At 71.3% G+C, this 25,489-nt stretch carries 18 protein-coding genes; 9 read left to right on the top strand and 9 right to left on the bottom strand.

The window, feature by feature from the left end; genetic code table 11:
• Window positions 1-22: 22 nt before the first annotated feature.
• The 5 genes from BCD48_RS39885 to BCD48_RS39865 all read right to left on the bottom strand — a co-directional run bounded on the left by BCD48_RS39885 (window position 23) and on the right by BCD48_RS39865 (window position 6,861).
• Window positions 23-925, bottom strand: a complete 903-nt coding sequence (locus BCD48_RS39885) for an IclR family transcriptional regulator (RefSeq protein ID WP_071053589.1) — start codon at window positions 923-925, stop codon at window positions 23-25.
• A 147-nt stretch (window positions 926-1,072) separates the two neighbouring features.
• Complete coding sequence (locus BCD48_RS39880) at window positions 1,073-2,215, bottom strand: ABC transporter substrate-binding protein (protein WP_071053588.1); 1,143 nt, start codon at window positions 2,213-2,215, stop codon at window positions 1,073-1,075.
• A gap of 410 nt (window positions 2,216-2,625) precedes the next feature.
• Window positions 2,626-3,495 carry an ABC transporter permease gene (locus BCD48_RS39875; protein ID WP_071053587.1) on the bottom strand — a complete coding sequence of 290 codons (870 nt, stop codon included), beginning with the start codon at window positions 3,493-3,495 and terminating at the stop codon, window positions 2,626-2,628.
• Window position 3,496: 1 nt separating this feature from the next.
• Complete coding sequence (locus tag BCD48_RS39870; RefSeq protein WP_071053586.1) at window positions 3,497-4,387, bottom strand: ABC transporter ATP-binding protein; 891 nt, start codon at window positions 4,385-4,387, stop codon at window positions 3,497-3,499.
• Between the two features lie 242 nt (window positions 4,388-4,629).
• Window positions 4,630-6,861, bottom strand: coding sequence for a (Fe-S)-binding protein (locus tag BCD48_RS39865; protein ID WP_071053585.1), 2,232 nt, complete (start codon window positions 6,859-6,861; stop codon window positions 4,630-4,632).
• Between the two features lie 1,050 nt (window positions 6,862-7,911).
• Between BCD48_RS39865 and BCD48_RS39860 the strand changes: the two genes are divergently transcribed.
• From BCD48_RS39860 to clpB, 7 genes are all read left to right on the top strand, one after another.
• Window positions 7,912-9,141 (top strand): nuclease-related domain-containing protein, encoded by a 1,230-nt coding sequence (locus BCD48_RS39860; RefSeq protein WP_071053625.1) that lies wholly within the window; start codon window positions 7,912-7,914, stop codon window positions 9,139-9,141.
• Window positions 9,142-9,667: 526 nt separating this feature from the next.
• Window positions 9,668-11,500 carry a molecular chaperone DnaK gene (gene dnaK / locus BCD48_RS39855; RefSeq protein ID WP_071053584.1) on the top strand — a complete coding sequence of 611 codons (1,833 nt, stop codon included), beginning with the start codon at window positions 9,668-9,670 and terminating at the stop codon, window positions 11,498-11,500.
• The gene (gene grpE, locus BCD48_RS39850; protein WP_071053583.1) at window positions 11,497-12,243 is read left to right on the top strand and encodes a nucleotide exchange factor GrpE; all 747 of its coding nucleotides are present in this window, start codon (window positions 11,497-11,499) and stop codon (window positions 12,241-12,243) included. Before dnaK ends, grpE begins: the two co-directional genes overlap by 4 nt.
• 162 nt (window positions 12,244-12,405) lie before the next feature.
• Window positions 12,406-13,566, top strand: a complete 1,161-nt coding sequence (gene dnaJ, locus BCD48_RS39845; RefSeq protein ID WP_071053582.1) for a molecular chaperone DnaJ — start codon at window positions 12,406-12,408, stop codon at window positions 13,564-13,566.
• Between the two features lie 133 nt (window positions 13,567-13,699).
• On the top strand, window positions 13,700-14,365 hold the full coding sequence (locus BCD48_RS55200) for a heat shock protein transcriptional repressor HspR (RefSeq protein WP_083419924.1): 666 nt from the start codon (window positions 13,700-13,702) through the stop codon (window positions 14,363-14,365).
• 201 nt (window positions 14,366-14,566) lie between these two features.
• A complete protein-coding gene (locus BCD48_RS39835; RefSeq protein WP_071053581.1) occupies window positions 14,567-15,040 on the top strand; it encodes a helix-turn-helix domain-containing protein in 474 nt (157 codons plus the stop codon).
• A 185-nt stretch (window positions 15,041-15,225) separates the two neighbouring features.
• A complete protein-coding gene (clpB, locus tag BCD48_RS39830) occupies window positions 15,226-17,859 on the top strand; it encodes an ATP-dependent chaperone ClpB (protein ID WP_071053580.1) in 2,634 nt (877 codons plus the stop codon).
• A gap of 137 nt (window positions 17,860-17,996) precedes the next feature.
• On the opposite strand, the gene BCD48_RS39825 is transcribed toward clpB, so the two are convergent.
• Window positions 17,997-18,764, bottom strand: a complete 768-nt coding sequence (locus tag BCD48_RS39825) for a hypothetical protein (RefSeq protein ID WP_131804203.1) — start codon at window positions 18,762-18,764, stop codon at window positions 17,997-17,999.
• A 316-nt stretch (window positions 18,765-19,080) separates the two neighbouring features.
• On the opposite strand from BCD48_RS39825, the gene BCD48_RS39815 reads away from it, so the two are divergent.
• Window positions 19,081-20,070 carry a pseudouridine-5'-phosphate glycosidase gene (locus tag BCD48_RS39815; RefSeq protein ID WP_071053577.1) on the top strand — a complete coding sequence of 330 codons (990 nt, stop codon included), beginning with the start codon at window positions 19,081-19,083 and terminating at the stop codon, window positions 20,068-20,070.
• A 303-nt stretch (window positions 20,071-20,373) separates the two neighbouring features.
• On the opposite strand, the gene BCD48_RS39810 is transcribed toward BCD48_RS39815, so the two are convergent.
• From BCD48_RS39810 to BCD48_RS39800, 3 genes are read right to left on the bottom strand one after another with little or no spacing between them, the layout of a single operon-like run.
• Window positions 20,374-21,336, bottom strand: a complete 963-nt coding sequence (locus tag BCD48_RS39810; RefSeq protein ID WP_071053576.1) for a hypothetical protein — start codon at window positions 21,334-21,336, stop codon at window positions 20,374-20,376.
• Window positions 21,337-21,350: 14 nt separating this feature from the next.
• Window positions 21,351-22,148: a hypothetical protein gene (locus BCD48_RS39805; protein ID WP_071053575.1), complete on the bottom strand. Its 798-nt coding sequence runs from the start codon at window positions 22,146-22,148 to the stop codon at window positions 21,351-21,353.
• Window positions 22,148-22,585, bottom strand: a complete 438-nt coding sequence (locus BCD48_RS39800) for a hypothetical protein (RefSeq protein ID WP_071053574.1) — start codon at window positions 22,583-22,585, stop codon at window positions 22,148-22,150. The genes BCD48_RS39805 and BCD48_RS39800 overlap by 1 nt, the downstream gene beginning before the upstream one ends.
• 397 nt (window positions 22,586-22,982) lie before the next feature.
• Here BCD48_RS39800 and BCD48_RS39795 point away from each other — a divergent pair, with 397 nt between their 5' ends.
• Window positions 22,983-25,238 carry an MMPL family transporter gene (locus BCD48_RS39795; RefSeq protein ID WP_083419923.1) on the top strand — a complete coding sequence of 752 codons (2,256 nt, stop codon included), beginning with the start codon at window positions 22,983-22,985 and terminating at the stop codon, window positions 25,236-25,238.
• The last annotated feature ends 251 nt before the right edge of the window (window positions 25,239-25,489 follow it).

Raw genomic sequence — 25,489 nt, 5'->3', positions numbered from 1 at the left:
TTTTCGCACCTCCTTTGGCCCTCTAGAAGGACTCGGGCGTCACGCGGGGGCGGGTGACCAGGGTGACGACGTCGGCGGCGACCTCGGCCAGGCGGGTGCCGATGCGCCGGATCTCATCGCCGGTGACGTGGCGGCCGAACATCATGACGAGCAGGCTGGCGAGGACACGGCCGTCCGAACCGAGGAGCGGGACGGCGATGTGGTTGACCTGGTAGGTCGCCGCAGTATCCAGGTCGTCAACGAAGTAGCCGACCTCGGACAGGCGCGCGGCGGCGAGGCGGCGCAGCGCGGCGAGGTCCACAGCTCCCGCGGTGGCCCGGATGCGATGAAGGTCGACGGCTGCCGGGTGAGTCGGCGGGATCTCCCTGGTGGCGATGAAACCGAGGCGCCGCCCGGCCTGCAGCGCCCGCCGCAGCGCCCTCCTGGTCTCCTCGGACAGGGGCACGAGGCTCCGGTCGAGCCAGCCGTCGACGTCTGTCGCCCGGCCCCAGGCGACGAACGGCGCGCCCCAGGGCGGCGCGAACGGCATCCGGGCGCCGACCTGGCTCAGGCCGTAGGTCGGGTCGGGGTTGCCGACGCGTTCCAGGACGACGAGCTGGTCGTTGTCGACCGCGAGCACCGAGCAGGAGACGTCGAACTCGGCCGTCACCCGGGCCAGCGCGCCGAGCGCGGGCCTCAGGTCGACGAAACCACTGAGAACAGCCTGGCCCGCGGTGATCAGCGCCGGGCCGAGCCGGTAGGCGCGCGTCTTCGCGTGTTGGACGAGATAGCCGTGCTCGACGAGGGTGTCGGCGATCGCCAGGCAGGTTCCCTTGCTGATACCGACCTCACGCGCGAGCTCGGAGAGGCCGAAACCCCGGTGCGGACAGCGAACCAGCACGTCAAGGAGCCCAACCACACGCAGGGTCGGATTCGACGTCGCCATCTAGGCCTCACCTTTCTTCGATGACCGGCCTGACCGGGCCGGGCACCACGGGCGGGTTGGGCCAGCGGCCCGGGGGCGTGGGGCCGGATGCCGGCCCGGTGAGCTCGACGAGCCCACCGGGCCGGGCAGTGGCAGTGGACGCGGTTCCTATGCCTTGTGGCCGACGGCCGCCTCGTAGAACGACCGGTCGACGACCTTGGACTCCTCCAGGGGCGCCTGGTAGCTGAGTGCGCCACTCTTGATCATCGCGTCCTGCAGCCGGGTCGACGTGCCCGAGCGGATCTCCCAGTCCGTGGTGAGCGAGGGCGTCGCGGTGAGCTGGCTGGCAGGCAGTTCGACCACCTTGGCGAGCTCGTCCACGAACGTGGGGTCCGACTTGTAGTCGCCGGCGAACGCCGTGTTGATCGTCCGGACGACCGCGCGGGTGAACGCGACGCCCGCGGCGCGCTTGTCGCCGAGGACTTTCGGGCCGAAGAGCACGCCGCCGAGCGGCTCGCCGGGTGGCTGCCCGCCCAGGTACGTCAGTCCCGGCTTGCCGACCAGCTGGATCCACAGCGGGTCGAGAACCCAGGCGGCGTCGATCCCGCCGTTCTGCAGCGCGGTCACCAGGTCGGCCGCGGGCAGCGTCTTGAACTTCAGGTCGCTGAAGGTGAGGCCCGACTTCTCGGCCTGCTGGACGATCGGGTACATCACCGGGCTGCCGCTGCCCAGGACGCTCGCGAACGTCTTGCCCTTCAGGTCCGCGAAGGTCGCCGGCCGGCCGTCCACATCGCGGGCCCAGACGCCGGTCTTGCTCGTGGTCGGCGCCGAGAAGTTGCCCATCACCCAGCGGATCCCGAAGCCCTGGTTGACCGCGTTGAAGAAGGCGCCGTCGGGGGCTCCGACCATGACGTCGGTCTGCCCCTGCGCGAGCAGGTTGAGACCGTCGGCGGACGGCACCTGGCGCAGCTCGACGTCCAGGTTCTCCTTGGCGAACTCACCCTTGTCGATCGCCCACCGGATCGGCGCGATGAACTCCGCCTTCGGCGTCGCGGCGGTTACGACGATCTTGGTCTTCGTCGGTAACGGGTCCGGCGCCGGCGCGTTCGCCGCGCAGCGGGCCGGCTTGCGGGTGGGGGAAAGGTCGGTCGGGTTGGTCCAGCCGTTCTCACAGCCGGCGACCGCCACGATCGGCGCGGCCGACGCGGGCGTGAACGTCGAGTTGCCATCGCCGCCACCACACGCGGTCAGCCCGATGACGGCCGAAAGCACGGGTAAGAGCAGCAGCGATACACGTCGTCTGGATCTCATCAGGGTCCTTCCTGAAGGTGGGGAGATCGGGGCGGGAACGCGACGGCGACCGGCTGGGATGACCAGCCAGGGCGGGGGCAGGCGCCGGGCGCGCCGGGTAGGCGGCGACAGGGGCCAGGCGGGCGGCGGGCGGGGTGCACCGGTGCCGAGGCTGGCCTCGGCGATGAGCCGAGCAGCGAGCTGAGCCAGGAGAGGACAGGAGAGGCGTTGAGCGACGAGCCCGCGGATGTCTCAGGGCGTCGTCGACCGGCGCGGTGGGCAGGCCTGCCGGCGCCGCGACGACGATGTGTCAGATGCAGATCAAAGAGGTGGACGAGGACCGGGACGAGGGCGGGACGCTGGACCGGTGCGCCAGCCCCCGCGGGCGACTGCCAGCTCCAGGGGGCGACTTGGCCAGGGCGGCTGGTTCGCTAGCCGCGAGCGCGTTCGTGGTCGGCGGGCGCCCACCTGGTAACCCGACGGCCGACCAGGCGCACCAGCTCGGCGAAGAGCACACCCTCGATCGCGACGACCACGATGCCCACGAACATCTGGTCGTTGATGAACAGCGTCCGCGACTGGAAGATCAGATAGCCGAGGCCGTTGTCGCCGACGATGAACTCCGCCGCGATGATGACGAGGAACGCCACACCGGCCGCGACCCGCATCGCGACGAACATCTGCGGCAGCGCGGCCGGGACGAGCACATGGCGGAACATCTGCCATCTGTTCGCCCCGAAACAACGGCCCGCCTCGCGGTAGCCATCCTCCACGGCGATGATCGCCGACATCGTCGAGATCCAGACGAAGAAGAAGACCGTCACCGCCACGAGCGCGATCTTCGGGCCTTCACCAAGGCCGAACATCGTCAGGAAGATGGGCAGCAGCGCGAGCTTGGGCACGACGTACAACGCGTCCAGGGTCGGCTCCAGCGCGACCTGGATGAGCCGGACCGAGCCCATCGCCAGCCCGAACAGCACGCCGGCCAGCGTGCCGAGGGCGAAGCCGGCGAGCACACGGAAGGTGGTATGCCAGATATCGCCCCACAGCTTGCCGTGGCCGAGCATCTGGCCGCCGGTCCGGACGATGTCGGTGGGCGACGGGTAGAGCCGCGAGTCGACCCAGCCAAGCCCGCTGGCCGCCTGCCAGAGGCCGAGCAGCACCACCGGCACGCCGACGGCGAGACCGATCTCGACGACGGCGCGCCGGCGCGCCGTGCCGATCGGGTCCCGCTCGGCACGCCCAGGCGCCCGGACGAGAAGCTCCTCGGCCGCGAGGACCTGCGTCTGCGCCCCCGCCATCTCAGGCTCCCTTCGCGGCGGCGGGTGGCCTGGCCACGCCGTCCCAGGCGGTGGTCGTGGCGGCTCCAGGCGCTCCAGGCGCCCCGGTCTCGACCTCGCCGCGCAGCAGCGTCCACAGCTCGCCACGGAACGCGGCGAACTCGGCGGACTCTCGGACCTCGGCGGACCTCGGCCGCGGGAAGGGCGGTACCCGTTCGGCGAGGATCCGGCCCGGCCGCGCGCTCATGACGACGACCCGGTCGCCCAGCACGATCGCCTCTTCCAGGCTGTGGGTCACGAAGAGAACCGTGCGCCGCTCCGCCTGGCAGATGGCGAGCAACTCGTCCTGCAGGATGGTGCGCAACTGCGCGTCCAACGCCGCGAACGGCTCATCCATCAGCAGGATCTCGGGCTCGACGGCGAGTGCCCGGGCAATCGACACCCGCTGGCGCATACCTCCCGAGAGCTGGCGCGGGTAGGCATACGCGAACTCCCCGAGCCCCATCCGCTCGAGCCACATCCGAGCCCGTTCCCGGGCTTCCTTGCGCGGCACGCCGCGCACGTCGAGACCGAACCGGACATTCGCCTCGACCGTCTTCCACGGGTAGATGCCGTAGTCCTGGAAGATCATCGCGGCTGGGTTCGGGGAGCCGGCACGCACCTCGACGGTTCCCCCGGTCGGGCGTACCAGGCCGGCGACGATCCGCAGGAAGGTGGACTTCCCGCAGCCCGACGGCCCGACGACGCAGACGAACTCCCCGTCGCCGACCGTGAGGTCGAGTGGGCCGAGCGCGTGGACGGCCTTGGCCCCGCGGCCGAACACCCGCTCCGTGCCGACGGCTCGGATCTTTGGCCTCGGGCCCAGGCCGGCTAAAGCAGGCCCACCCGCCTCCGACGACGCCTGAACAGTCATGGAACACCGCCCTGTCAGCGTGGCTGCCAGACGATCCGTTCACTGTTCCGAACGCTCGGTTCAGTACTTCGACCGCCTGGTCAAAATGCTGAACCGACTGTAGGCCGATCACCCAACCACATCAACCCCTATATGAAAGTTCGGGAGCGGGTAGCCCACCCGCCGAACGCGGATGGGCCCGGCGCGAGCTTCTCGCGCCGGGCCCATCCGTTCGGTTCGCCGCCGGGTCCACCGGCCGCGGGTCAGCCGGTGGTAGCCGGCTCCGCTCCAGCGCCGTCGGTGGACGGCGCGAGGGAACGGGCCAGCAACTGGGAGACGTCGAGGACCTCGACGGTCTCCTTCGCCTTGCCCGCGAGCTTCTGCTCCGTCACCGCGTCGGACAGCATGACGATGCAGAACGGGCACGCGGTCGACACGACGTCCGGGTCGAGGCCAAGGGCCTCCTCCACCCGGTCCGTGTTGATCCGGGTGCCGATCTTCTCTTCCATCCACATCCGCGCGCCGCCGGCGCCGCAGCAGAAGCCGCGGTCCTTGCAGCGGTGCATCTCCTGGCCACGGATGCCCGGAATGGCCTCGAGGATCTCCCGCGGCGGGGTGTAGACCTTGTTGTGCCGGCCGAGGAAGCACGGGTCGTGGTAGGTCACCGACGACTCGACCGGCGTGAGCGGCACGAGCTTCTTCTCCTCGACGAGCCTGCCGAGCAGCTGGGTGTGGTGGATGACCTCCCAGTTGCCGCCGAGCGCCGAGTACTCCTTCGACAGGCTGTTGAAGCAGTGGGGGCAGGTCGCGACGATCTTCTTGACGCCCGTCTCGTTCAGCAGCTCGATGTTGGCCTTGGCCATCTCCTGGAACAGGTACTCGTTGCCGAGGCGCCGCGCCGGGTCGCCGGTGCAGGACTCCTGCGAGCCGAGGATGGCGAACGAGACGCCGGCCATGTCGAGCAGCTCGGCGAAGGCCCGGGAGACCTTCTTCGCCCGGTCCTCGATGGCGCCGGCGCAGCCGACCCAGAAGAGGTACTCGACGTCTTCCGGGATCTGCTCACCCTCGCCGATGATCTTAACCTCGAAGGGCAGGCCAGCGGTCCACTCGGTACGGCTGCGCGGCGAGACGCCCCACGGGTTGCCGTTGTTCTCCAGGTTGCGCAGCATCACGCCGGCCTCCGAGGGGAACGCCGACTCGATCATCACCTGGTAGCGGCGCATGTCCACGATGTGGTCGACGTGCTCGATGTCCACCGGGCACTGCTCGACGCAGGCGCCGCAGCTCGTGCAGGACCACAGCACGTCGGGGTCGATGACCCCGCCCTCTTCCTCCGTGCCGACGAGCGGGCGCTCCGCCTGGGCCTTACCCGGCTCGGGCACCCGGCCGAAGCCGGACTCGGGCACGTGGTGGACGGCGTGCTCCTCGGACGCGTCCTCGGACACGCCGGTGACGGCCTTCTTCTCTGCCAGCTTCTCGGCGGCCGCGTCGCGCTCCTCGGCGGTGCTCCCGGCCAGCAGGTACGGGGCCTTCGCGAACAGATGGTCGCGCAGGTCCATGATGATCAGCTTCGGGGACAGCGGCTTTCCGGTGTTCCAGGCCGGGCACTGGCTCTGGCAACGGCCGCACTCGGTGCAGGTCGAGAAGTCGAGCATCGCCTTCCAGGAGAAGTCCTCGACCTTGCCCGCGCCGATGATCGGGTCGTCCTCCTCCATCAGCGACTCGATGTCGGGCGTGGTGCCCAGGGCGCCGAGCGCCTTCGGCTCCCGCTTGAGGATGACGTTGATCGGCGCCAGGAAGATGTGCAGGTGCTTGGAGTAGGCCACCAGCACCAGGAAGCCCATGATGACCGCGAGGTTGAGCAGCAGGAACGCCGTCTCGATGCCTTCGTTCACGTCGTGGGACAGGCCGGAGAAGGCCCGGCTGACGGCGTAGGAGGCGAAGGCCCACTTGGTCTGACCCTGCGGCAGGTTGCCGGTGTTCCACTGGGCGCCGCGGCAGATCAGCAGGGTGACGATGACCGCGGTGATCATGCCGATGATTACCCAGGCAGGGCCGAGGTGCGAGCCGTAGAAACGCGACTTGCGCTCCAGGCGCTTCGGCGCCCGCTGGATCCGAATGATCGTGAAGGTGATCAGGCCGGCCAGGACGGCGACGGCGAAGAAGTCCTCGAGGAACCCGATGCCGGCCCAGTGCCCGAACAGCGGGATGTGGAAGTCGTCGTCGAACAGGCCGCCGAAAGCCTCGATGATCGTCAGGATCAGGACGGTGAAGCCCCAGAACGTGAAGGCGTGCGCGAGCCCGGGCACCGACCACTTGAGCAGTTTGCGCTGGCCACCGACCTCGCTGATCTCGCTCCAGACCCGGGTCGGAAGGTCGTCAAGGCGCCCCTGGGCCGGCTGTCCGGTCCGGATCAACGTGAACAGCCAGAAGAATCGCCTTCCGGCCACCGCAAGGGCGATCAGCGTGATCGCCCCACCGATCGCGATTCTCACTAGCTCCTCCTATGGCTCCGCGAACGGGCCGTAGCCTACTCGTACTGCTCGGTAACTTGTGCTCCGGAGTGTCCCTCGCCACCAGCCGCTTACCCCGCGGCCACCCCGGTATCCCCGACCCTGCCACGCCGTGGTCCGTCTAGCACGAGTTCCCCTCCCCGGCCTGATCGGGGCCTAGTTCGAACATGCCCTCCACGGTCCGGAACACGCAGGGGGCGCCCACCCCCGGCAGACATCCCGTGGGCTCGGATGCCCAGCCACGCGGCCGCCCGCGACACCGACCAGCGACCAGCGACCAGAAAGCGCAACTCACCCATATCTGGTGACAGCGCATCGGCGCAGCGCCAACCCGACCACGTCGTCAGCCCGGTCCAAGCCCTACCACCGCCATATGCCAGGGCCCGGCACCACGTGGGGAGGGCGCCCAGCGCCCGACAGGCTGAACGTCAGCGGGCGCGCCAGCGCCCTTCTGACGGTTCAGCCACGCCACCCCTCGGCCCGCTGCTACGCTCGGTCGCACAGCAGTCCCGAAATCAGCACTCTCTGCACTGACCGTCCCACCCTGGCCACGTGGCGCGTCTGACCGTCAACGGCACCGGGCCGTCGGCGTGCCGGCCGCCGGGTCGTGGTTCGCCGTGAACCGGGGCCAGTCGCCCGCGGTTGCGGCTCGCGCAACGCCGCGCCCCTCGGAGCGCCTGCCGGATCAGCGATCTGGTAGGTCCGGGTCAGCATCGGGGCGGCGGCGACCCAGGGAGAGGCTGCAATCCAGGGAGGGAACGGGGCCATGATCGCCGACCGGTGCCAGCCTGGCCGGCAGCCAGCCGGCACGACCGCCGGCCCTCGTGGCGATAGCCTTCGGCGCGGCAACACCTCGGCTCTTGGCGCAGCCCGTTCCTGCCAGTTGAGGCTTGTGCGCGCACTTCCACGGGCCGCAAGATGAACCACGCCAGCGGCGTGCTGTTCGGCTGCGTGCTGCCCGGCCATGTGGTGCCGCGCGCCGACGCGCGCTCCAACCTCCGTTGAACACCCCTGCGAACCACGGTGGGCACGATGGCGACGATCACCAGGGCGGCGACGGCGAACAAGACCGGGCGCCCCGGTCAGTTCCACTATTCCGAATATCGGCGTGCCCGTGAGCATCGGGCGCTGGTGCGGCGCGACCGGCTCGGCCGGGTGCTCCCGCGCTCGCTGGCCAAGTCCGTGCCGGTCGCCCTGCTGGTCAGCCTGGTGCTGGCGTTCGGCGTCGACCTGCCGGGCGGCTTCGCGTTCGGCATCTTCGTCCTGATCGTCGCCGGATGGAGCGCGGTCATCGTCCTGTCCGCGTTCGGCGGCGACAGCGAGATCGAGACTCTGCGCCTGAGCGCCGAGGCGGAACGCAAGACGGCGCGCGCCCTTGCCCGGCTGCGCCGGCACGGCTGGGTGGTCATGCACGACATGCGGGTGCCAAGCGCCGACGCGGTCGTCGGCCACCTGCTCGTCGGCCCCGCCGGGGTACTGATCCTCGGCAGCGAGGCCGGCAAGGGCGTCGTCCGGTACACCAAGAAGATCGCCAGCATCGATGGTGATCCGCTCACCGGGGCGATCGAGCGGGCGGCCTTCCTCGCCGAGCAGATCAAGACCGAGCTGCGCGCCGAGGTTCCGCTGGTGAAGATCCCGGTGAACGCGGTTCTGGTGATGGTCGAGGCGGACGTGCTGTGGAAGGACGGCGCGGTCAACGGGGTCACGATCATCAATATCCGTTCGATCGTCGACTGGGCCCGTGGCCGGCCGCGCCGGCTCAACCCGGCCGAGGTCAAACAGGTCGTGGCGGCCGCGCGCACGCTGTTCCCCGCGTTCATCGACAACCGGTCCATCGAGCAGGTCACGCTGCACCGGGACCAGTGGCTGATGCTGATGGACACGCTGCACACCATCCGGGAACGCGACGGCGACGCCTCCGACCTGCTCGACCGGCTGGCCTCGCTGGAGGCGCAGCTGTCCCGCCAGGCCGACGGCTTCACCAGGACCGGCATCCCCACCGGCGGGGACGAGATCGACGGCGACCTCAGCCTGCTCGACGACGACTCCGGCGCATACGACATCGGTATTCACACCGCCGACGACACCGCGCCACCGCCGCCCCGCGCCACCGAGCCGCCGGACGGGATCGTCTCGCCGCTGCGGGGCGCCAGGCGAGCCGGCGCCCCCCGGCCGCCCGGCGGCCGGCGGAGCCTCGCCACCGTCCGTCCCGAGCAGGAGCCGCCCGCTCCCCAGAAGGGCTCGGACAGCACCAAGGGGTAGACCCGTCTCGGCCCCGGGCCCTCAGCGGTCCGGACTCTCATCGGTCCCGGACTCCCAGCCCTCACGACGGCGCGCGGCCACTCAGGCCGCGCGCCGTCGCGCGTCTGACGGGTCGGGTCCGCCAGGTAGCGAACCGGGAAGAGAAGTCGGCTCCGCAAGGTTGAGCCAACGTGACTCAGCTTCGACGAGCTATTCTGACAGCGGCGATCCTGAGTCATCTACACTCAACCCACCTGACCCGAGTGGCTCACCGTGTTAGCTGACACCCAGTCGGCTTTCGATGGCCGTGGCTCCCAGCCGGGCGCGGCTCCGGGCCTCGCCGCGGAGCGGCTCGACCGCTCCAGGCACCCGGCGTCGAGCTACGCCCGGTCAGGGACTCGGCCGTCCGAGGGCCTCGTCCCACGGACGGCAAGTACAACAGCACACTTAACGGCGGCTCCGCACACGGCACGACCTCCAAGATCGACTATCCTGATCCGGCAGGAACTCCGTGCGGCGGTGCCATCAGATCGAGAGGCACACAGACATGGCACGAGCGGTCGGCATCGACCTCGGCACCACGAACTCCGTCGTGAGCGTGCTCGAGGGTGGTGAGCCAACGGTCATCGCGAACGCCGAGGGCTCGCGCACGACCCCGTCGGTCGTGGCCTTCGCGAAGAACGGCGAGGTCCTGGTCGGCGAGGTCGCCAAGCGGCAGGCAGTCACCAATGTTGAGCGCACCATCCGGTCGGTCAAGCGCCACATGGGCACCAGCTGGAAGATGAAGGTCGACACCAAGGACTTCACACCCCAGCAGATCAGCGCCTTCATCCTGCAGAAGCTCAAGCGGGACGCCGAGGCCTACCTGGGCGACACCATCACCGACGCGGTCATCACCGTCCCGGCGTACTTCGACGACGCCCAGCGGCAGGCGACCAAGGAGGCGGGCGAGATCGCCGGCCTCAACGTCATGCGGATCGTGAACGAGCCGACCGCGGCCGCGCTCGCCTACGGCCTGGACAAGGGCGAGAAGGAGCAGACGATCCTGGTCTTCGACCTCGGCGGTGGCACGTTCGACGTGTCCCTGCTAGAGATCGGGGACGGCGTCGTGGAGGTCAAGGCCACCCACGGCGACACCCACCTCGGCGGTGACGACTGGGACCAGCGGGTCGCCGACCACCTGATCAAGACCTTCCAGGGCCAGCACGGGGTCGACCTCGGCAAGGACAAGATGGCCCTGCAGCGGCTGCGTGAGGCCGCGGAGAAGGCCAAGATCGAGCTGTCGCAGTCGACGCAGACCTCGATCAACCTGCCCTACATCACCGCCTCGGCCGAGGGCCCGCTGCACCTGGACGTGACGCTGACCCGGGCCGAGTTCCAGCGGATGACGCAGGACCTGATCGACCGCTGCAAGATCCCGTTCCAGCAGGCGGTCAAGGACGCCGGGATCAAGGTCAGCCAGATCGACCACGTCGTGCTCGTCGGCGGCTCCACCCGGATGCCGGCCGTCGTCGACGTGGTCCGCGAGCTGACCGGCGGCAAGGAGCCGAACAAGGGCGTCAACCCGGACGAGGTCGTCGCCGTCGGCGCGAGCCTGCAGGCCGGAGTGCTCAAGGGCGAGGTCAAGGACGTCCTGCTGCTCGACGTCACCCCGCTGTCGCTTGGCATCGAGACCAAGGGCGGCATCATGACCAAGCTGATCGAGCGGAACACCACGATCCCGACGAAGCGCTCGGAGATCTTCACGACGGCGGAGGACAGCCAGCCGTCCGTGCAGATCCAGGTCTTCCAGGGCGAGCGCGAGATGGCGGTCTACAACAAGAAGCTCGGCATGTTCGAGCTCACCGGCCTGCCGCCGGCTCCGCGCAACGTGCCGCAGATCGAGGTCACCTTCGACATCGACGCGAACGGCATCGTGCACGTCTCGGCGAAGGACCTCGGCACCAGCAAGGAGCAGTCGATGACGATCACCGGCGGCTCCGCGTTGCCGAAGGACGACATCGAGACGATGATCCGCGACGCCGAGCAGTACGCGGAGGAGGACCGCACCCGCCGCGAGGAGGCCGAGACCCGCAACCAGGGCGAGTCGCTGGTCTACTCGACCGAGCGGTTCCTGGCCGAGAACGGCGACAAGATCGACGCCACCATCAAGACCGACGTCGAGGAGAAGCTGGCGGCGCTGCGCGGGGCCGTCGCGGGCACCGACATCGCCGCGATCCGGACGGCGACCGAGGAGCTCGGCAAGGCCAGCACCGCGATGGGCCAGTCGATGTACGAGCAGGCGCAGGCGAGCGGCGCCGCCGGCGGCCCGACGGCGGCCAACCCGGCCGACGACGACGTGGTGGACGCCGAGATCGTCGACGAGGAGGGCAAGCAGTGAGCTCTGGCCACGACGCGGGCCGGGCCTCGGGCCGAGACGAGGAGCCTCCTGTCGTGGTCCGTGACCGTCGGCGTATCGACCCCAACAGCGGGGAGATCCGCGCCCAGGCGGGTACGGGCGCGAGCGCCGGTTCCTCGCCGGCGGCGGCCTCCGCCGCCGGCGGGGCCGGCGCGCCCGGTCCGGACGCCGAGACCCTGGCGCTGGTCGAGTCGCTGAACGCCGCGGTCCGGGAACGCACCGCGGACCTGCAGCGGCTGAAGGCCGAGTACGACAACTACCGGCGCCGCGTCGAACGGGACCGCCAGCTGATCGCCGAGCAGGCGACCGGCCGGGTGCTCGGCGCGGTACTGCCCACCCTCGACGACATCGGTCGCGCCCGTGACCACGGCGATCTGGAAGGGCCCTTCAAGGCGGTAGCCGAGTCGCTCGAGACCGCGCTCGAGGCGGTCGGGCTGGAGCGGTTCGGCGCCGTCGGCGACGAGTTCGACCCGCTGCAGCACGAGGCGCTGATGCACTCGTACCGCGGCGATGTGAGCTCGCCGACCTGCGTCGAGGTCTTCCGGGCCGGCTACTCGTACGGCGGCCGGGTCCTGCGGGTGGCGCAGGTCGCCGTGGCCGAGCCGGTCGACGAGCCCGAGGCGCCGGCCGAGCCGGCGGCCGCGGACACCGCGGACGCGCCGCCCCCTGACGACACGGGCAGCGTTCCCGGCCCGGGGGGCGGCGGCCCCAGCGTTGACAGGTGAGAGAGATCGGGCAGCCCGCGCCCCCGGCCTCTCCGGAGCCCCGGGGTTCCCGCCGGACCGGCTACGCCGGTCCGGCGGGCCTGCCGGCAGGTACAGGTCGGGCGCGGGGCGTCCGACGACGGGGCGCCCCGCGCCCCGTCTCATGAAGAGAGGAGGGGCGCCGTGAGTGTTCGCGACATGGTCGAGAAGGACTACTACGCCGCTCTCGGCGTTCCCAAGGACGCGCCGGCTGCGGACATCAAGAAGGCGTACCGCAAGCTCGCCCGCGAGCTGCACCCGGACAAGAACCCGGGAGACGCCAAGGCCGAGGCGCGTTTCAAGGAGATCTCCGAAGCCTACGACGTCCTCTCCGACGAGCGCCGCCGCCGCGAGTACGACGAGGCCAGGGCACTGTTCCAGTCGGGCCGTTTCCCCGGCGGCTCAGGCGTTCCCAACCCGGGCGGCCCCGGCTTCGGTGGCCCCGGCGGCTACGGCGGCTTCGGCACCCAGGGCGGGGTGAACCTCGACGACCTGCTCGGCGGCTTCGGCGACATGTTCCAGCGGTCCTCGCAGGGCCGCGGGCCGCGTCGCGGCACCGACATCGAGGCCGAGGTAACGATCTCGTTCGAGAAGTCGTTGACCGGCCTGGAGGCGACGGTCCGCATCCCGGGCGCCGCGACCTGCGCGACCTGCAACGGTGTCGGCTCCCGGCCGGGGACGATGCCACGGACCTGCCCGGTCTGCCGCGGGCTTGGCGTGATCTCCCGCTCGCAGGGCGGGTTCGCGCTCTCCGAGCCGTGCCGGGAGTGCCGGGGCGTCGGCCAGATCATCGAGCACCCGTGCCCGGACTGCCAGGGCAGTGGACGGCGCGCCCGGGAGCAGCGGATCCGGATTCCCGCCGGTGTCGCCGACGCCCAACGGCTGAAGGTCCGGGGACGCGGTAGCCCAGGCGAGCGCGGCGGCAGCCCAGGCGACCTCGAGGTGACCGTGCACGTCCAGCCGCATCCGGTCTTCGGCCGCGAGGGCCCGAACCTGACCATCACGCTGCCGATCACCTTCTCCGAGGCGACGCTGGGCGCGTCGGTCAAGGTGCCCACGCTGGACGGCGCGCCGCTGACCGTGAAGGTGCCGCCCGGCACGTCCAGCGGGCGGCGGCTGCGGGCCAAGGGACGCGGCGTACCGAAGACGGACGGCGGCCACGGCGACCTGATCGTCACCGTCGAGGTGACGGTCCCGAAGCCCAGCGATCTGTCCCCGAAGGCCAGGACCGCTCTGCAGGAGTTCGCGCTGGCACACCCCGGTGACCCGCGTGAGGCCCTTCTCGAGCAGTTCGGCCAGATCTGACCGGCGGCCGAGCAGGCCGCGGCTCATGGGTGGTGCCCGCGGGGGCGGGCACGACCAGGTGATTATTGCCAGTCCCCGGGGGAGGCACTTCGGTCGGCGGCGCCCGTCGACCAGGGGGAAGTGAGGCAGGCAGATGAACTCAAGAGCGCACCGCACCTCCGACCCGCCGACGCCGGGTGTCCCTGGACACCGCGCGGCCGGCGGGGACGAGACCGGCATGGACGGCCCTGGCGCGGCCGGCCGCCGGGGCGGCAGGGCCGCCGGGCGTCAACGCTCCCACGGTGGTGCCGGTGCCCACGGCGGACCGCTGTCCGGCTCGGTACCCGGGGGCCCGCCGACAGACCGCGGGGCCGCTGAGCGGCCGCGTTACCCACTGCCGGGCATTCCCGGCCCGGCGCACGACGACGACGCGCCGGTGTACGTGATCTCGATCGCGGCCGAGCTCGCGGGCATGCACCCGCAGACGCTGCGGTCCTACGACCGGCTTGGCCTGGTGACTCCGGGGCGGACCGCCGGGCGCGGCCGGCGCTACTCCGCGCGCGATGTCGCGCTGCTGCGCGAGGTCCAGCGGCTCTCCCAGGAGGAGGGCGTCAACCTGGAGGGCATTCGCCAGATCCTCCGGCTCGGCACCCAGGTGCTCGCGCTGCAGGCCGAGGTCCGCCAGCTGCACGAGGAACTGGCGAAGGCCCGGGTCGAGGCCGACCGCCGCGTCGCCGAGGCGCACGCCAGCCACCGCCGCGACCTGGTCCCGGTGGACCGCGGCGCGATCGTCGTCTGGCGTCCGGGCCCTCGTCGCTGACGTCCAGCGCGGCCTAGCCCTTCCGCCCCATCGCACCGGCCCGGCGCGGCCCCACGGTCGCCCGGGCCGTTCGCGCAGCTGCCAGGTGCCCTACTGGACGAGGCGGAACAGGGCTGGGACCCCACCTGGAGCCGGCGTCAGCCCCGGATTCCAGCTCAACCCCTTGCTTGCGGTTTTTTCGATTAGACGTAGCCTGGACTCATGGCTGCCATGATTCGCGAAAGAACCGTCCTCCCGCCAGCTGACGGATCCGACCTCGCTCGGTTCGCCCGCAGGCTCGCCCGGGTCGAGGAGCCCGCGCGGGCTCAGCTGGTCGGCCCGGACGGCTCGCAGATGGACATCCCCGACGAGCTATACGGCGTTCTGCGCGACGTCGTGGCGGCCCTGTCGCAGGGGCTGGCGATCACAATCGCGCCGCACAACACCATGCTCACCACCCAAGAGGCCGCGGACCTGCTGAACATCTCCAGACCGACCCTGGTCCGACTCCTGACCGACGGCGAGATCCCCTACACCATGCGCGGTCGCCATCGCCGCGTCATGCTCCGCGACATCCTCGACTACCGCGACCGCACCCGCCGCGAACGCCGCCAGACCCTCGACCAGATGGCCGCGGACGCGGAGGAGGATGATCTCTACAACCTGACCGCGACGCCCAAACCCACCCGCTCGTGACCCTGCCACGCTTCGCCGCTGAGACACGCCGCCACCTCCGGTAACGACGAATGGTGCTCGTCCGGAGGAACAACCAACCCTCCTTCAAGGTTGAGCCGAGTAGACTCAGATATTCTCAGCGCAGGCGACGTCGGGCGCACCGACGTCGCCGGTGTAGCTGACCGCCGAGGACCGTGGGGAAGTAGATGAATGCTGACCGGCTGACCGCCCGCACCCAGGAGGCGCTGTCCTCCGCCATCTCCCGCGCCACCGGCGACGGGTCGCCACTTGTCGACCCGTTGCACCTGCTCACCGCGCTGCTCGCGCAGCAGGATGGCGTCGCGAGCGCGCTGGTGGCCGAGGCCGAGGTGTCCGTCGACACGGTCCGCCAGCGAGCCGAGAGCGCGGTCAGCCGGCTGCCGCACGCCACCGGCGCGAGCGTCTCGCCCCCGCAGCTGTCCCGTCAGCTGGTCGCCGTGCTCGACAACGCCGAGCGTCAGGCCGCCCGCCTGGGCGACGAGTACACCTCGGTCGAGCATCTGGTGATCGCGCTGGCGGAGGAGGGCGGCGAGGCGGGGCGTCTCCTCGTCTCCGCCGGAGCGACGGCCGACGCGCTGCGCGGCGCCATCGAGAAGGTCCGCGGCGGCGCCCGCAGGGTGACCAGCCGCGACCCGGAGGGCTCGTACCGCGCCCTGGAGAAGTACTCCCTGGACCTCACCGAGCGCGCCCGCGCCGGCAAGCTCGACCCGGTCGTCGGCCGGGACGCCGAGATCCGCCGGGTCATCCAGGTCCTCTCGCGGCGGACCAAGAACAACCCGGTGCTCATCGGCGAGCCGGGCGTCGGCAAGACCGCGATCGTCGAGGGCCTCGCGCTGCGGGTGGTCGCGGGCGACGTGCCCGAGTCGCTGCGCGGCCGGCGGATCGTCTCGCTCGACCTGGGCTCGATGGTGGCCGGCTCGAAGCTGCGCGGCGAGTTCGAGGAGCGGCTGACGGCGGTCCTGAACGAGATTCGCGAGGCCGAGGGCCAGATCATCACCTTCATCGACGAGCTGCACACCGTCGTGGGCGCGGGCGCCGCCGAGGGGGCGATGGACGCCGGCAACATGCTCAAGCCCATGCTCGCCCGCGGCGAGCTCCGCATGATCGGCGCGACCACCCTCGACGAGTACCGCAACCGGATCGAGAAGGACCCCGCGCTGGAGCGTCGCTTCCAGCCGGTCCTGGTGGGCGAGCCGTCGGTGGAAGACACCATCGGCATCCTGCGCGGCCTCAAGGAGCGTTACGAGGTCCATCATGGCGTGCGGATCACGGACGCCGCCCTGGTCGCCGCCGCTGCCCTCTCCGACCGGTACGTAACCGCGCGCTTCCTGCCGGACAAGGCGATCGACCTGGTCGACGAGGCCGCGTCCCGGCTTCGGATGGAGCTCGACAGCCGGCCGGTCGCCATCGACGAGCTCGAGCGGGCGGTGCGCCGGCTGGAGATCGAGGAGATGGCGCTGGCCAAGGAGAGCGACGACGCCTCCAAGGCCCGCCTCGACCGGCTTCGCCGTGAGCTGTCCGGCAAGCAGGAGGAGCTCACGGCGCTCACGGCCCGCTGGCAGCGGGAGAAGAACGCCATCGGCGAGGTGCAGAAGGTCAAGGAGGAGCTGGAGAACGGCCGGCGGGAGATGGAGATCGCCGAGCGTGACCTCGACCTCGCGCGCGCCGGCGAGCTGCGGTACGGCACCATCCCGGCGCTGGAGAAGCGGTTGGCCGCGGCCACCGAGGGCCTCGGCGGCAAGGCGGACGGCTCCGCGGGCGGTGAGCCGATGCTCAACGAGGAGGTCGGGCCGGACGACGTCGCGGAGGTGGTCGCGAGCTGGACCGGCATCCCGGCCGGCCGGATGCTCGAGGGTGAGACGGCCAAGCTGCTGCGGATGGAGGACGAGCTGCACGCCCGGGTGATCGGGCAGGACGCCGCCGTGCGGGCCGTCTCGGACGCGGTGCGCCGTGCGCGCGCCGGCATCTCCGACCCGGACCGGCCGACCGGCTCGTTCCTGTTCCTCGGCCCGACGGGCGTCGGCAAGACCGAGCTCGCGAAGGCGCTCGCGGACTTCCTGTTCGACGACGACCGCGCGGTGGTGCGCATCGACATGTCGGAGTACGCCGAGAAGCACTCGGTGGCCCGGCTGATCGGCGCTCCGCCCGGCTACATCGGCTTCGAGTCCGGCGGCCAGCTGACCGAGGCGATCCGGCGCCGGCCGTACAGCGTGATCCTGCTCGACGAGGTCGAGAAGGCCCATCCGGATGTCTTCGACGTGCTGCTGCAGGTGCTCGACGACGGCCGGCTGACCGACGGCCAGGGCCGCACCGTCGACTTCCGCAACACGATCCTGGTACTCACGTCCAACCTGGGCTCGCAGTACATCGCCGACCCGACGCTGTCGCCGGAGGCCAGGGCGAACATGGTCCAGGTCGCGGTACGCGAGGCGTTCAAGCCGGAGTTCGTCAACCGGCTCGACGCGGTGCTCATCTTCGACCAGCTCGACAAGGAGAACCTCACCAGGATCGTCGACCTGCAGCTCGACCGGCTGCGCGGGCGGCTGACCGACCGCCGGATCACACTGACGGTCAGTGACGCCGCCAAGGGCTGGCTAGCGGACAAGGGCAACGACCCCGTCTACGGCGCCCGCCCGCTGCGCCGGCTGGTGCAGACCGCGATCGGCGACCAGCTGGCGCGCGAGCTGCTGGGCGGCCAGGTGCACGACGGCGACGAGGTCGTCGTCGACGTGGCCGCCGACGGCCGCGGCCTGACGGTCCACCCGGCGGTCACGGCGGGAGCACCCCGAAAGACTCTCTGACCAGGCAAGCCCGGTCGCGGGCTGGCCCGAGACGGCCACGGGCCGGTGGGACGACGCTGTCCCACCGGCCCGTGCACGTCGGCGCCGTTGCCGACGCAAGCCTGCCATCGCCCCGCGTCATCGCCGGGGACCTTGCGCTATTGCTGGGCGACCTTCTGTTCCACCTGGGAGGTCAGGCCGGTCAGAGTGGTCTCGTCGATCGGCTCGAACGGGTTCACGACGAAGATCGCGGTCTCCACACGACCAGTGAATATGATCACCATGTCGCAGTACATCATGATCTCCTGACCGTCCGAGTAGGTGTCCAGCTCGATCTGGATCCGGTCGGTCGCCCCGGGCGGAGGCGTCGCGGTCTGCGTGTGCGTCAGGGTCGCGGAGAAATCGTCCGAGTCCGTTTCGTCGACGAGTGCCTTGCCCCAGCAGCCGGGGAACAGGTCGTTTCGGATGAGGTCGCGGTGCGCGGCGACGGTGTCGGCCGACGCGAACACCGAGGCAAAGGAGCGGACGTTCGTGCCGACCTCGTCGTCGGTGAACACCGGGCCGTTGGCGTGATCCGTGGCGGCCGGGCCGAGATCGGCCTGCGTCAGCTGAAGGCAGTCGGCGATCGGTCCGCCCAGGATCGAGTTCTCGCCCTGGTCGGGGTCCGGCTCCATCGTGTAGCCGCTGGTCGCCGGGCCCACGCCGAGAGCGAAGTCGGCCGCGCGCAGCGGAGCCCGCGACGGCGTCGCGACGGCCGTCGGTGCCGCGCTGGCGGACGCGCTGGCGCTGGCCGGGGCGACCGCCGAGGGGCCGTCGCCCTGGCACGCGGCCAGCGTGGTCGCGAGCACCGCCGCGGCGGCGGTCAGCGCGACCGGAAGAAAACGCCGCCCATTACGGTGACGGCCACTCATAACCGCTGTGTTCATGTGATTCAGGTTAATGGCGCTGGCGAGAAAGTTAACCATTTTCTGTTGTCACCCGCCCGACGCACGTGTCAGCACCAGGACATGCTCGGCCATCCTTTCGCGATGAATCCAGTGATCACTGACATTCGGCAGGTCAGGGCGCGGGCGGCGGCGTCCGTCAGCACCCTGAAGAGAATGTCGAGAAGGAATTCGGCGACCCGACAATCGTGCCACCACGAATACCCGGCACCGGCCACCACGAGTTCGGCGCGGTCCGCCCCGCCGGTATCGGCCGTCCAGGGTGCTTCCACCGGAACCCAGCCACTATGGTCGGGCCATGCCCGATATCAAGGTGTCCGCCGAGGTACAGGACGCGCTCGCCGACGGGTGGGCGGTGGTGGCGCTGGAGTCGACGCTGCTCGCGCACGGGCTGCCGGCGCCGCGGAACCGGGAGGTCGGCGGCGAGCTGGAGCAGCTGGTCCGCGCGGGCGGGGCGGTACCAGCGACCGTCGCCGTGCTCGACGGCGTACCGACGGTCGGGCTCGACGCCGCCGGCCTGGAACGGATCACCGGCGACGGGTCCGAGGTGTTGAAGCTGTCGGTGCGCGACCTCGCCCCGGCGGGAGCGCTCGGGCGCACCGGCGCGACCACCGTCGCCTCGACGGCCTGGCTCGCGGCACGGGTCGGGATCAGGGTGTTCGCGACCGGCGGCCTCGGCGGGGTGCACCGTGCCGCGGGCGACGAGGCCCTCGGCGGATCGGACGGGTCCGGCGACGACGGCCCGCCCGCCGGGCTCGGCACCGTCAGCTATGACGAGTCAGCGGACCTGCCGACGCTGGCCGCGACCCCGATCACCGTCGTCTGCGCCGGGGTGAAGTCCATCCTGGATGTCGGCGCGACCCTGGAGCGGCTCGAGACGCTCGGTGTCACGGTGCTCGGCTGGCGGACGGCGGACTTCCCCGGCTTCTACCTGCCGAGCACCGGTCATCGGCTGGACTGGCGGGTCGACGACGCGGAACAGGTGAGCGCCGTGATGGCCGCCGCCGACCGGCTCGGCACGTCGGGCGCGGTCGTGGTCGCGAACCCGGTCGCCGAACCCGAGGCGCTGGACCGGGAGCTGCATGACCGGGTGCTCACCGACGCGCTCGCCGCGGCGGGACGCGCCGGGCTGCGCGGCAAGGCCGTCACCCCGTTCCTGCTCGCCGCGTTCCACCGCGAGACCGCGGGCAGGAGCCTTGAGGTGAACCTCGCGGTGGTCCGGGGCAATGTCCGGGTCGCCGCCAAGATCGCGACGGCCTGGGCCAAGGACCGCGGAAACGCGGCCTAATGCCTTGCCCGGCAACGTTCGCCCTGCGCGCACGTGCGGCCGCGCGCCCATCCTGTCCGACATCACGGGGAATCCTGTCAGACGTCAGGGCCACGACCAAGCACCGTTTGGTGACCCTGACGTCTGACAGGACGTCCGGGATCCCCCGGGCGCCTGCCACGCGCGGGAGAGGAGTGGCCGGCCCGCCGCTCCGCCCGACCCGTCGGCCGGGCCGACATTGCCTGAGGCAGCACTAGGTCCAGCGCGCACGCGGCCTGGATGCAGTCGCCCGCCGGGCCGCGGGCCTCTCCGGCCCGGCGGGCGTCAGCCCTGCCGGTCGATCTTGCCGACGACCTGGGCGACGGCGGGCGCGATCCGGCTCGGGTCCGGTCGGTGTACGTAGCCCACCACGTGGACCATCGTCTCCACCCTGCTCTTACCGGCGTAGTACACGTCGTAGTAGATCTCGATGGTCAGCGGCGCGCGCTCGGCCGCCGGGCGCGCCGCCAGGGTGGCGGAGCCGTCGTCCGTCGCCGTGCCAACAAGGCGGTCAGGACCGCCGGGACCGCTGGCGGCGCCGGCGGCGCCGGGCCTGAACGCGGTGACGACGCCGCCACCCGCCCCGCCCCCGGCGCGCGCCAGGTCCTCGACCTTCACCCGGAAGACCAGCGAGGTGCTGCCCAGGACGCCTGGCAGCTCGGGCCCGACGCCGGCCGAGACGATCTCCATAGAGGGGGCGTCGGCGCGTTGCTGTGCCAGGAACGACTCGGCGACGCACCGGGGGTAACGCGGGTTGCGCAGGAGCTTCACGTCCCGGTCGAGCGTGCCCGCAGGGACGATCGAGGCAATCGAGCTCATCGACAGGCCCGTGGCGGCATCCGTGAGCTGGGGGCCGTAGGCCGTGTCGGTGGAGGTGTCCTGGAGGTCGGCGGCCGCGATCCCCAGGCACTTGGCGAAGTCGTCGTCCGGCGTCTCCTCGTAGTCGTCCTTGGAGCTGGGCTCCGAGGCGAAGCCGGGCGTGTCCGGCCCGGCGGTCAGCACGAAGTTGACGGCGCGCAGGTCGAGCCGCGAGCCGGACCCAGCCTCCGTCGACGCGCTCGCGGACGCGGTTGGCGACGGAGGCGGGGGCGGGGCGGTGCCGCCGGCCTGCCGCGTCGCGACGTCGCCGGGCGGGCTCCCGCTACCGCCCGTGCACCCGACCAGGACGAGAGGGACGATCAACGCGACGATGAGGCCGCCGACGCGCCGGGCACGTCCCGATGGTCGCGTCCCTGCCGGTCCGGCCACGGCGCCCTCCCCACCTACCTCGGGCCGAGCTTGGCCGCCAGCTGGGCCGCGGCCACGCTGACCAGATCCTCGCTCGGCGGATCTATCGAGCCGACCAGGTGCAGCTGTGCCTCCACCTGGCCCGACCCCAGGTAGATGGTGTCGTAGAAAAGCTGGGCCTGGCCACCATTCGCGGTACCGGCGAGCACGACCACCGAGGTGCGCGCCAGCGCGCCGGCGGGCAGGGGCACGTCGTCACGGGTCACCGCCTCCGTGTCGAAGACCCCGTCCGCACCGTACTTCGCCGCAAGCGCGGCGCCGGCGTCCTTCTTGGTCTGGGCGGTCACGCAGTCGGCGAAGCGCGGGTGGCGCAGCAGGCCGGCATCGCGGTCAAGCTGGCCGGCCGGCGCTATCTGGGCGTCCGACCAGAGGGTGATACCCGTGCCGCTGTTGGTCAGGTGAGCGCTCTCGGCGCGGTCGGTCGACCTGTCCGCCGCGTCGGCGGCCGATATCCCGAGGCAGGACGCCAACGCGGCGAATGGCGCGGCCCCCGCATCGGCGCCGGTGGCGCCGTTCGCGGGTGCGAACCCGGTGAAGCCCGAGCCGTTGGTGAGGGTGAAGTCCGCCGCCCGAAGCGGTGCCGCGGCCGCCGTCGTGGCCACTGTCGTGGCCACCGCGGCCGGGCTGTCGCTCACCGCCGGGGCGGACGGCTGCTCCGTCGCGGCCGCGCCGTCTCCGGAGTCCGAGCCCAGCCCGCACCCCGCCAACACCAGCGACAGGGCCGCCGCGCCCGCCGCGGCCATTACCCGCGTCCGTTCCCGACTCGACCGCATCAGCTGTCCCCATCCCCCATGCCCCGGCCGGTGAGACCAGTCGCTCCCGTCAGGACCGCCTGTTCCCCGACAAAACGCCCCCGACCGAAGCGTAGGGAGCCGCCCCAGCTCGGGCTCGCGGGGGTTCCCGCGGCCGCGGCCGCGGCCGGCCCTCGCGGCGCCAGCGCTCCGGGCGGAACCGGAACCTGCCGATCCGTAACTTCGTCGGCTTCGACGGTTTCATCCTGGGCGCCCTCGATGAACTCGCCCACAACGACCTGCCGCACACAGGCATCGAAGCGCGGGTCGCTCAGGTCTTTGACGTGGCGGCCATGCAGGCCGGACGGCACGATCCGCGCGCCGGAGATCACCACGACGCTGCTGTCGTGGGTATTGAGTTGGGCTCCGCTCGCCACCGCGATCGGAGTCTCGTCCTGACTCCAGTGCGCCAATCCCACTCCGCCAGCCAAATCCTGGGTGACCGATGTTATTCAGTTGGCCGTTATCTCAGGTATTCGTGGTCTTCCCCGCCGAAGTATGGGCAACGGCAGTCTGGTTGCGCATACACCGGATATCACCCGGCCGAGCCGGCCGAGCCGCGTACGTAGGCGGGCGGCAACATCAGGCGGCGCGGACGGCTCGGTGCTGCGACGATCCTCCCTCGGAGCGGCGTGTCGCCGCGTGGCCGGCGGCGTGTCGGCCCGGATCGCGGCGCGGCGGACCGGGTCGAGCGATCTGGGCGAAATGTCGGAACCGGCTAGTAACGTGCCGCGCGAGGACGCACCGGGTGACGCTGCCGAGCCGCCCGGGCCAGCCCGGGCGGCTCGGGTGGGGGCGCTTCGAGGGGGGTCTGGGATGCGCCAGTTGGGGGCCTCTGCTCGCCCTGAGGGCTCGTCGGCAACCGACGAGACGCGGGTGAGGGGCGTGGAGCGCCTGGTGGGGCTGATGACCGGGCGGGGGACGCGCTGGGTCATCGTCCTGCTGTGGCTGGCGCTCGCCCTGGTGGCCACTCCGCTGGCCTCGCGCCTCGACGACGCGCAGACCAATGACGCGGCGGCCTTCCTGCCGCCGAACGCGGAGTCCACCAAGGTGCTCGCCGCCCAGCGGAACCTCCCCGGCGGGGACGCGATCCCCGCGGTGGTGGTGTTCGCCCGGGCGGACGGCCCGCTGACGGCGCGAGACCAGGCCGCGGTCCAGACCGCGGCGGCCCGGCTCGCGCCGTTCGGGACCACCCAGCTCCCCCCGCCGGTCCCTTCCCCGGACGGGCGGGCCTCACTACTGATCGTCCCGATGGAGCAGTCAAAGGACGCCAACAAGTTCGCCGACCGGATCGACCAGATGCGCTCGACTGTGCGCGGGCTGGCCCCGCCGGGCCTCGAGACGTCGGTCACCGGTCCCGCGGGCGTCATCGTGGACACCTACACGCTGTTCAGTGAGGTCGAGGGCACGCTCCTGTTCGTCACGGCCGGCGTCGTCGCGGTGATCCTGCTGATCGTCTATCGCGGCCCGTTCCTCTGGCTGGTGCCGCTGCTGGCGGTCGGCGCCGCCGACCAGACCGCGGGAGCGGCCACCTACCTGCTCGCGCGCCATGCCGGCCTGACCGTCAACGGGCAGAGCGCCGGCATCCTGCGGGTGCTGGTGTTCGGCGCCGGGACCGACTACGCCCTGCTGCTGATAGCCCGCTATCGCGAGGAGCTGACCAGGTACGCCGCGCCGGCCGACGCGATGCGGGTCGCCGTGCGGCGCGCGGGCCCGGCGATCCTGGGCTCGGCCGGCACCGTCATCATCGGCCTGCTCTGCCTACTGCTCGGCGAGCTGAACTCGGACCGCGGGCTCGGCCCGGTCGGCGCGGTCGGGATCGCCATCGCGTTCATCACGATCATGACACTGCTGCCGGCCGCGATGGTGATCTGCGGGCGGCGGCTGTTCTGGCCATTCGTCCCCAGGCTGGCCGCCGTCCCCACCGAGGTGGCCGGCGGGGTGGCCGTGGCCGTAGCCGTGGCCGGGACCAACACCGTGGATATGTCCATGACCGGCGCCTGGGCGCGGATCGGCGCCACGATCGCCCGCCGCCCCCGGCTGGTCTGCCTGGTCACGGCCGCGGTTCTGGCGGCGCTCGCGGTCGGCATCGTCGCGCTCGACACCGGGCTGCGCCAGCAGGACGCGTTCCGGAAGTCCACCGACTCGGTCGTCGGCCAACGGATCATCGAGGCGCATTTCCCGCCAGGCGCGAGCGAGCCCACCTATGTCATCGGCGCCTCCAGCGCCGACGACGAGCTGGGCACGACGATCGACGCGACCCCGGGCGTCGCGGCCTCGGTGGAAAGCAACAGTGGCGGCGGGTTCACGCAGTTCCTGGTGGTGCTCTCCGACTCGCCCAACAGCGCCGCCTCGTTCGCGACGATCGAGCGGCTGCGGGACCGGGTCCACGCCGTGCCGGGCGCGCACGCGCTGGTCGGTGGGAACACGGCGGTGAACCTCGACGTCCACGAGGCCTCGGTGCGCGACCGTCAGCTGATCATCCCGCTTGTGCTCGCCGTCGTGCTGGTGATCCTCGGGCTGCTGCTGCGATCCGTGGTCGCGCCGCCGCTGCTGATCGCGACCGTGGTGCTGTCGTTCCTGGCCGCGCTCGGGGTGTCGGCGCTGGCCTTCACCCACGTCTTCGGCTTTCCCGGCTCCGACCCGTCGCTGGAGCTGTTCGGGTTCATCTTCCTGGTGGCGCTCGGGGTCGACTACAACATCTTCCTGATGACGCGGGTCCGGGAGGAGGCCGCCCGGACCGACGCCCGGACCGGGGTGCGGCGCGGGCTCGCCGTCACCGGCGGGGTCATCACGTCGGCCGGGGTGGTGCTCGCGGCCACGTTCTCGGTGCTGTTCATCTTCCCGCTGGTGCAGCTCGCCGAGATCGGCTTCCTGGTCGCCTTCGGAGTCCTGCTCGACACCCTCGTGGTGCGCTCGATCCTGGTCCCGGCGCTCGCCCTGGACATCGGGGCCGCCATGTGGTGGCCCAGCCGCCTCGGCCGCCGCACGTCGGACGAGACGACGACCAACCTGCCTCCCATCACCCCGCCAAACGACCACACACCCTCGCACCTCACCCACCGCGGGTGACGACGCCGGGGCCGTTCACCCCGGTCGCAACCGAACCTCCGCGGAGGCCCGGCCACGAGCGAAGCGAAGTGACCCCCGCGAACGTGGTCGTCTTCGGGTTGGTGACGTCACAGCGGCAAGCAACCGAGCTGGGCGCGGAGGCGCGCCTCCGCGGAGGCCTGCCTACGAGCGAAGCGACGTAGGGGGGCCGCAGCGGAGGTCGCCGGAGCGCCCGTTCGCGGAGGAGGACACGGCGCGGAGGTCCCTTGGGA

It is taken from the genome of Pseudofrankia coriaricola, assembly GCF_001854805.1.
GTDB lineage: Bacteria > Actinomycetota > Actinomycetes > Frankiales > Frankiaceae > Pseudofrankia.
This window is presented reverse-complemented; position numbering and strand designations above follow the sequence as displayed.

Coding starts and splice junctions, on each gene's coding strand:
- BCD48_RS39885 (WP_071053589.1), bottom strand. CDS start 925: ATGGCGACGTCGAATCCGACCCTGCGTGTGGTTGGGCTCCTTGACGTG.
- BCD48_RS39880 (WP_071053588.1), bottom strand. CDS start 2,215: ATGAGATCCAGACGACGTGTATCGCTGCTGCTCTTACCCGTGCTTTCG.
- BCD48_RS39875 (WP_071053587.1), bottom strand. CDS start 3,495: ATGGCGGGGGCGCAGACGCAGGTCCTCGCGGCCGAGGAGCTTCTCGTC.
- BCD48_RS39870 (WP_071053586.1), bottom strand. CDS start 4,387: ATGACTGTTCAGGCGTCGTCGGAGGCGGGTGGGCCTGCTTTAGCCGGC.
- BCD48_RS39860 (WP_071053625.1), top strand. CDS start 7,912: ATGGCGACGATCACCAGGGCGGCGACGGCGAACAAGACCGGGCGCCCC.
- dnaK (WP_071053584.1), top strand. CDS start 9,668: ATGGCACGAGCGGTCGGCATCGACCTCGGCACCACGAACTCCGTCGTG.
- BCD48_RS55200 (WP_083419924.1), top strand. CDS start 13,700: ATGAACTCAAGAGCGCACCGCACCTCCGACCCGCCGACGCCGGGTGTC.
- BCD48_RS39835 (WP_071053581.1), top strand. CDS start 14,567: ATGGCTGCCATGATTCGCGAAAGAACCGTCCTCCCGCCAGCTGACGGA.
- clpB (WP_071053580.1), top strand. CDS start 15,226: ATGAATGCTGACCGGCTGACCGCCCGCACCCAGGAGGCGCTGTCCTCC.
- BCD48_RS39825 (WP_131804203.1), bottom strand. CDS start 18,764: ATGAACACAGCGGTTATGAGTGGCCGTCACCGTAATGGGCGGCGTTTT.
- BCD48_RS39815 (WP_071053577.1), top strand. CDS start 19,081: ATGCCCGATATCAAGGTGTCCGCCGAGGTACAGGACGCGCTCGCCGAC.
- BCD48_RS39805 (WP_071053575.1), bottom strand. CDS start 22,148: ATGCGGTCGAGTCGGGAACGGACGCGGGTAATGGCCGCGGCGGGCGCG.
- BCD48_RS39795 (WP_083419923.1), top strand. CDS start 22,983: ATGCGCCAGTTGGGGGCCTCTGCTCGCCCTGAGGGCTCGTCGGCAACC.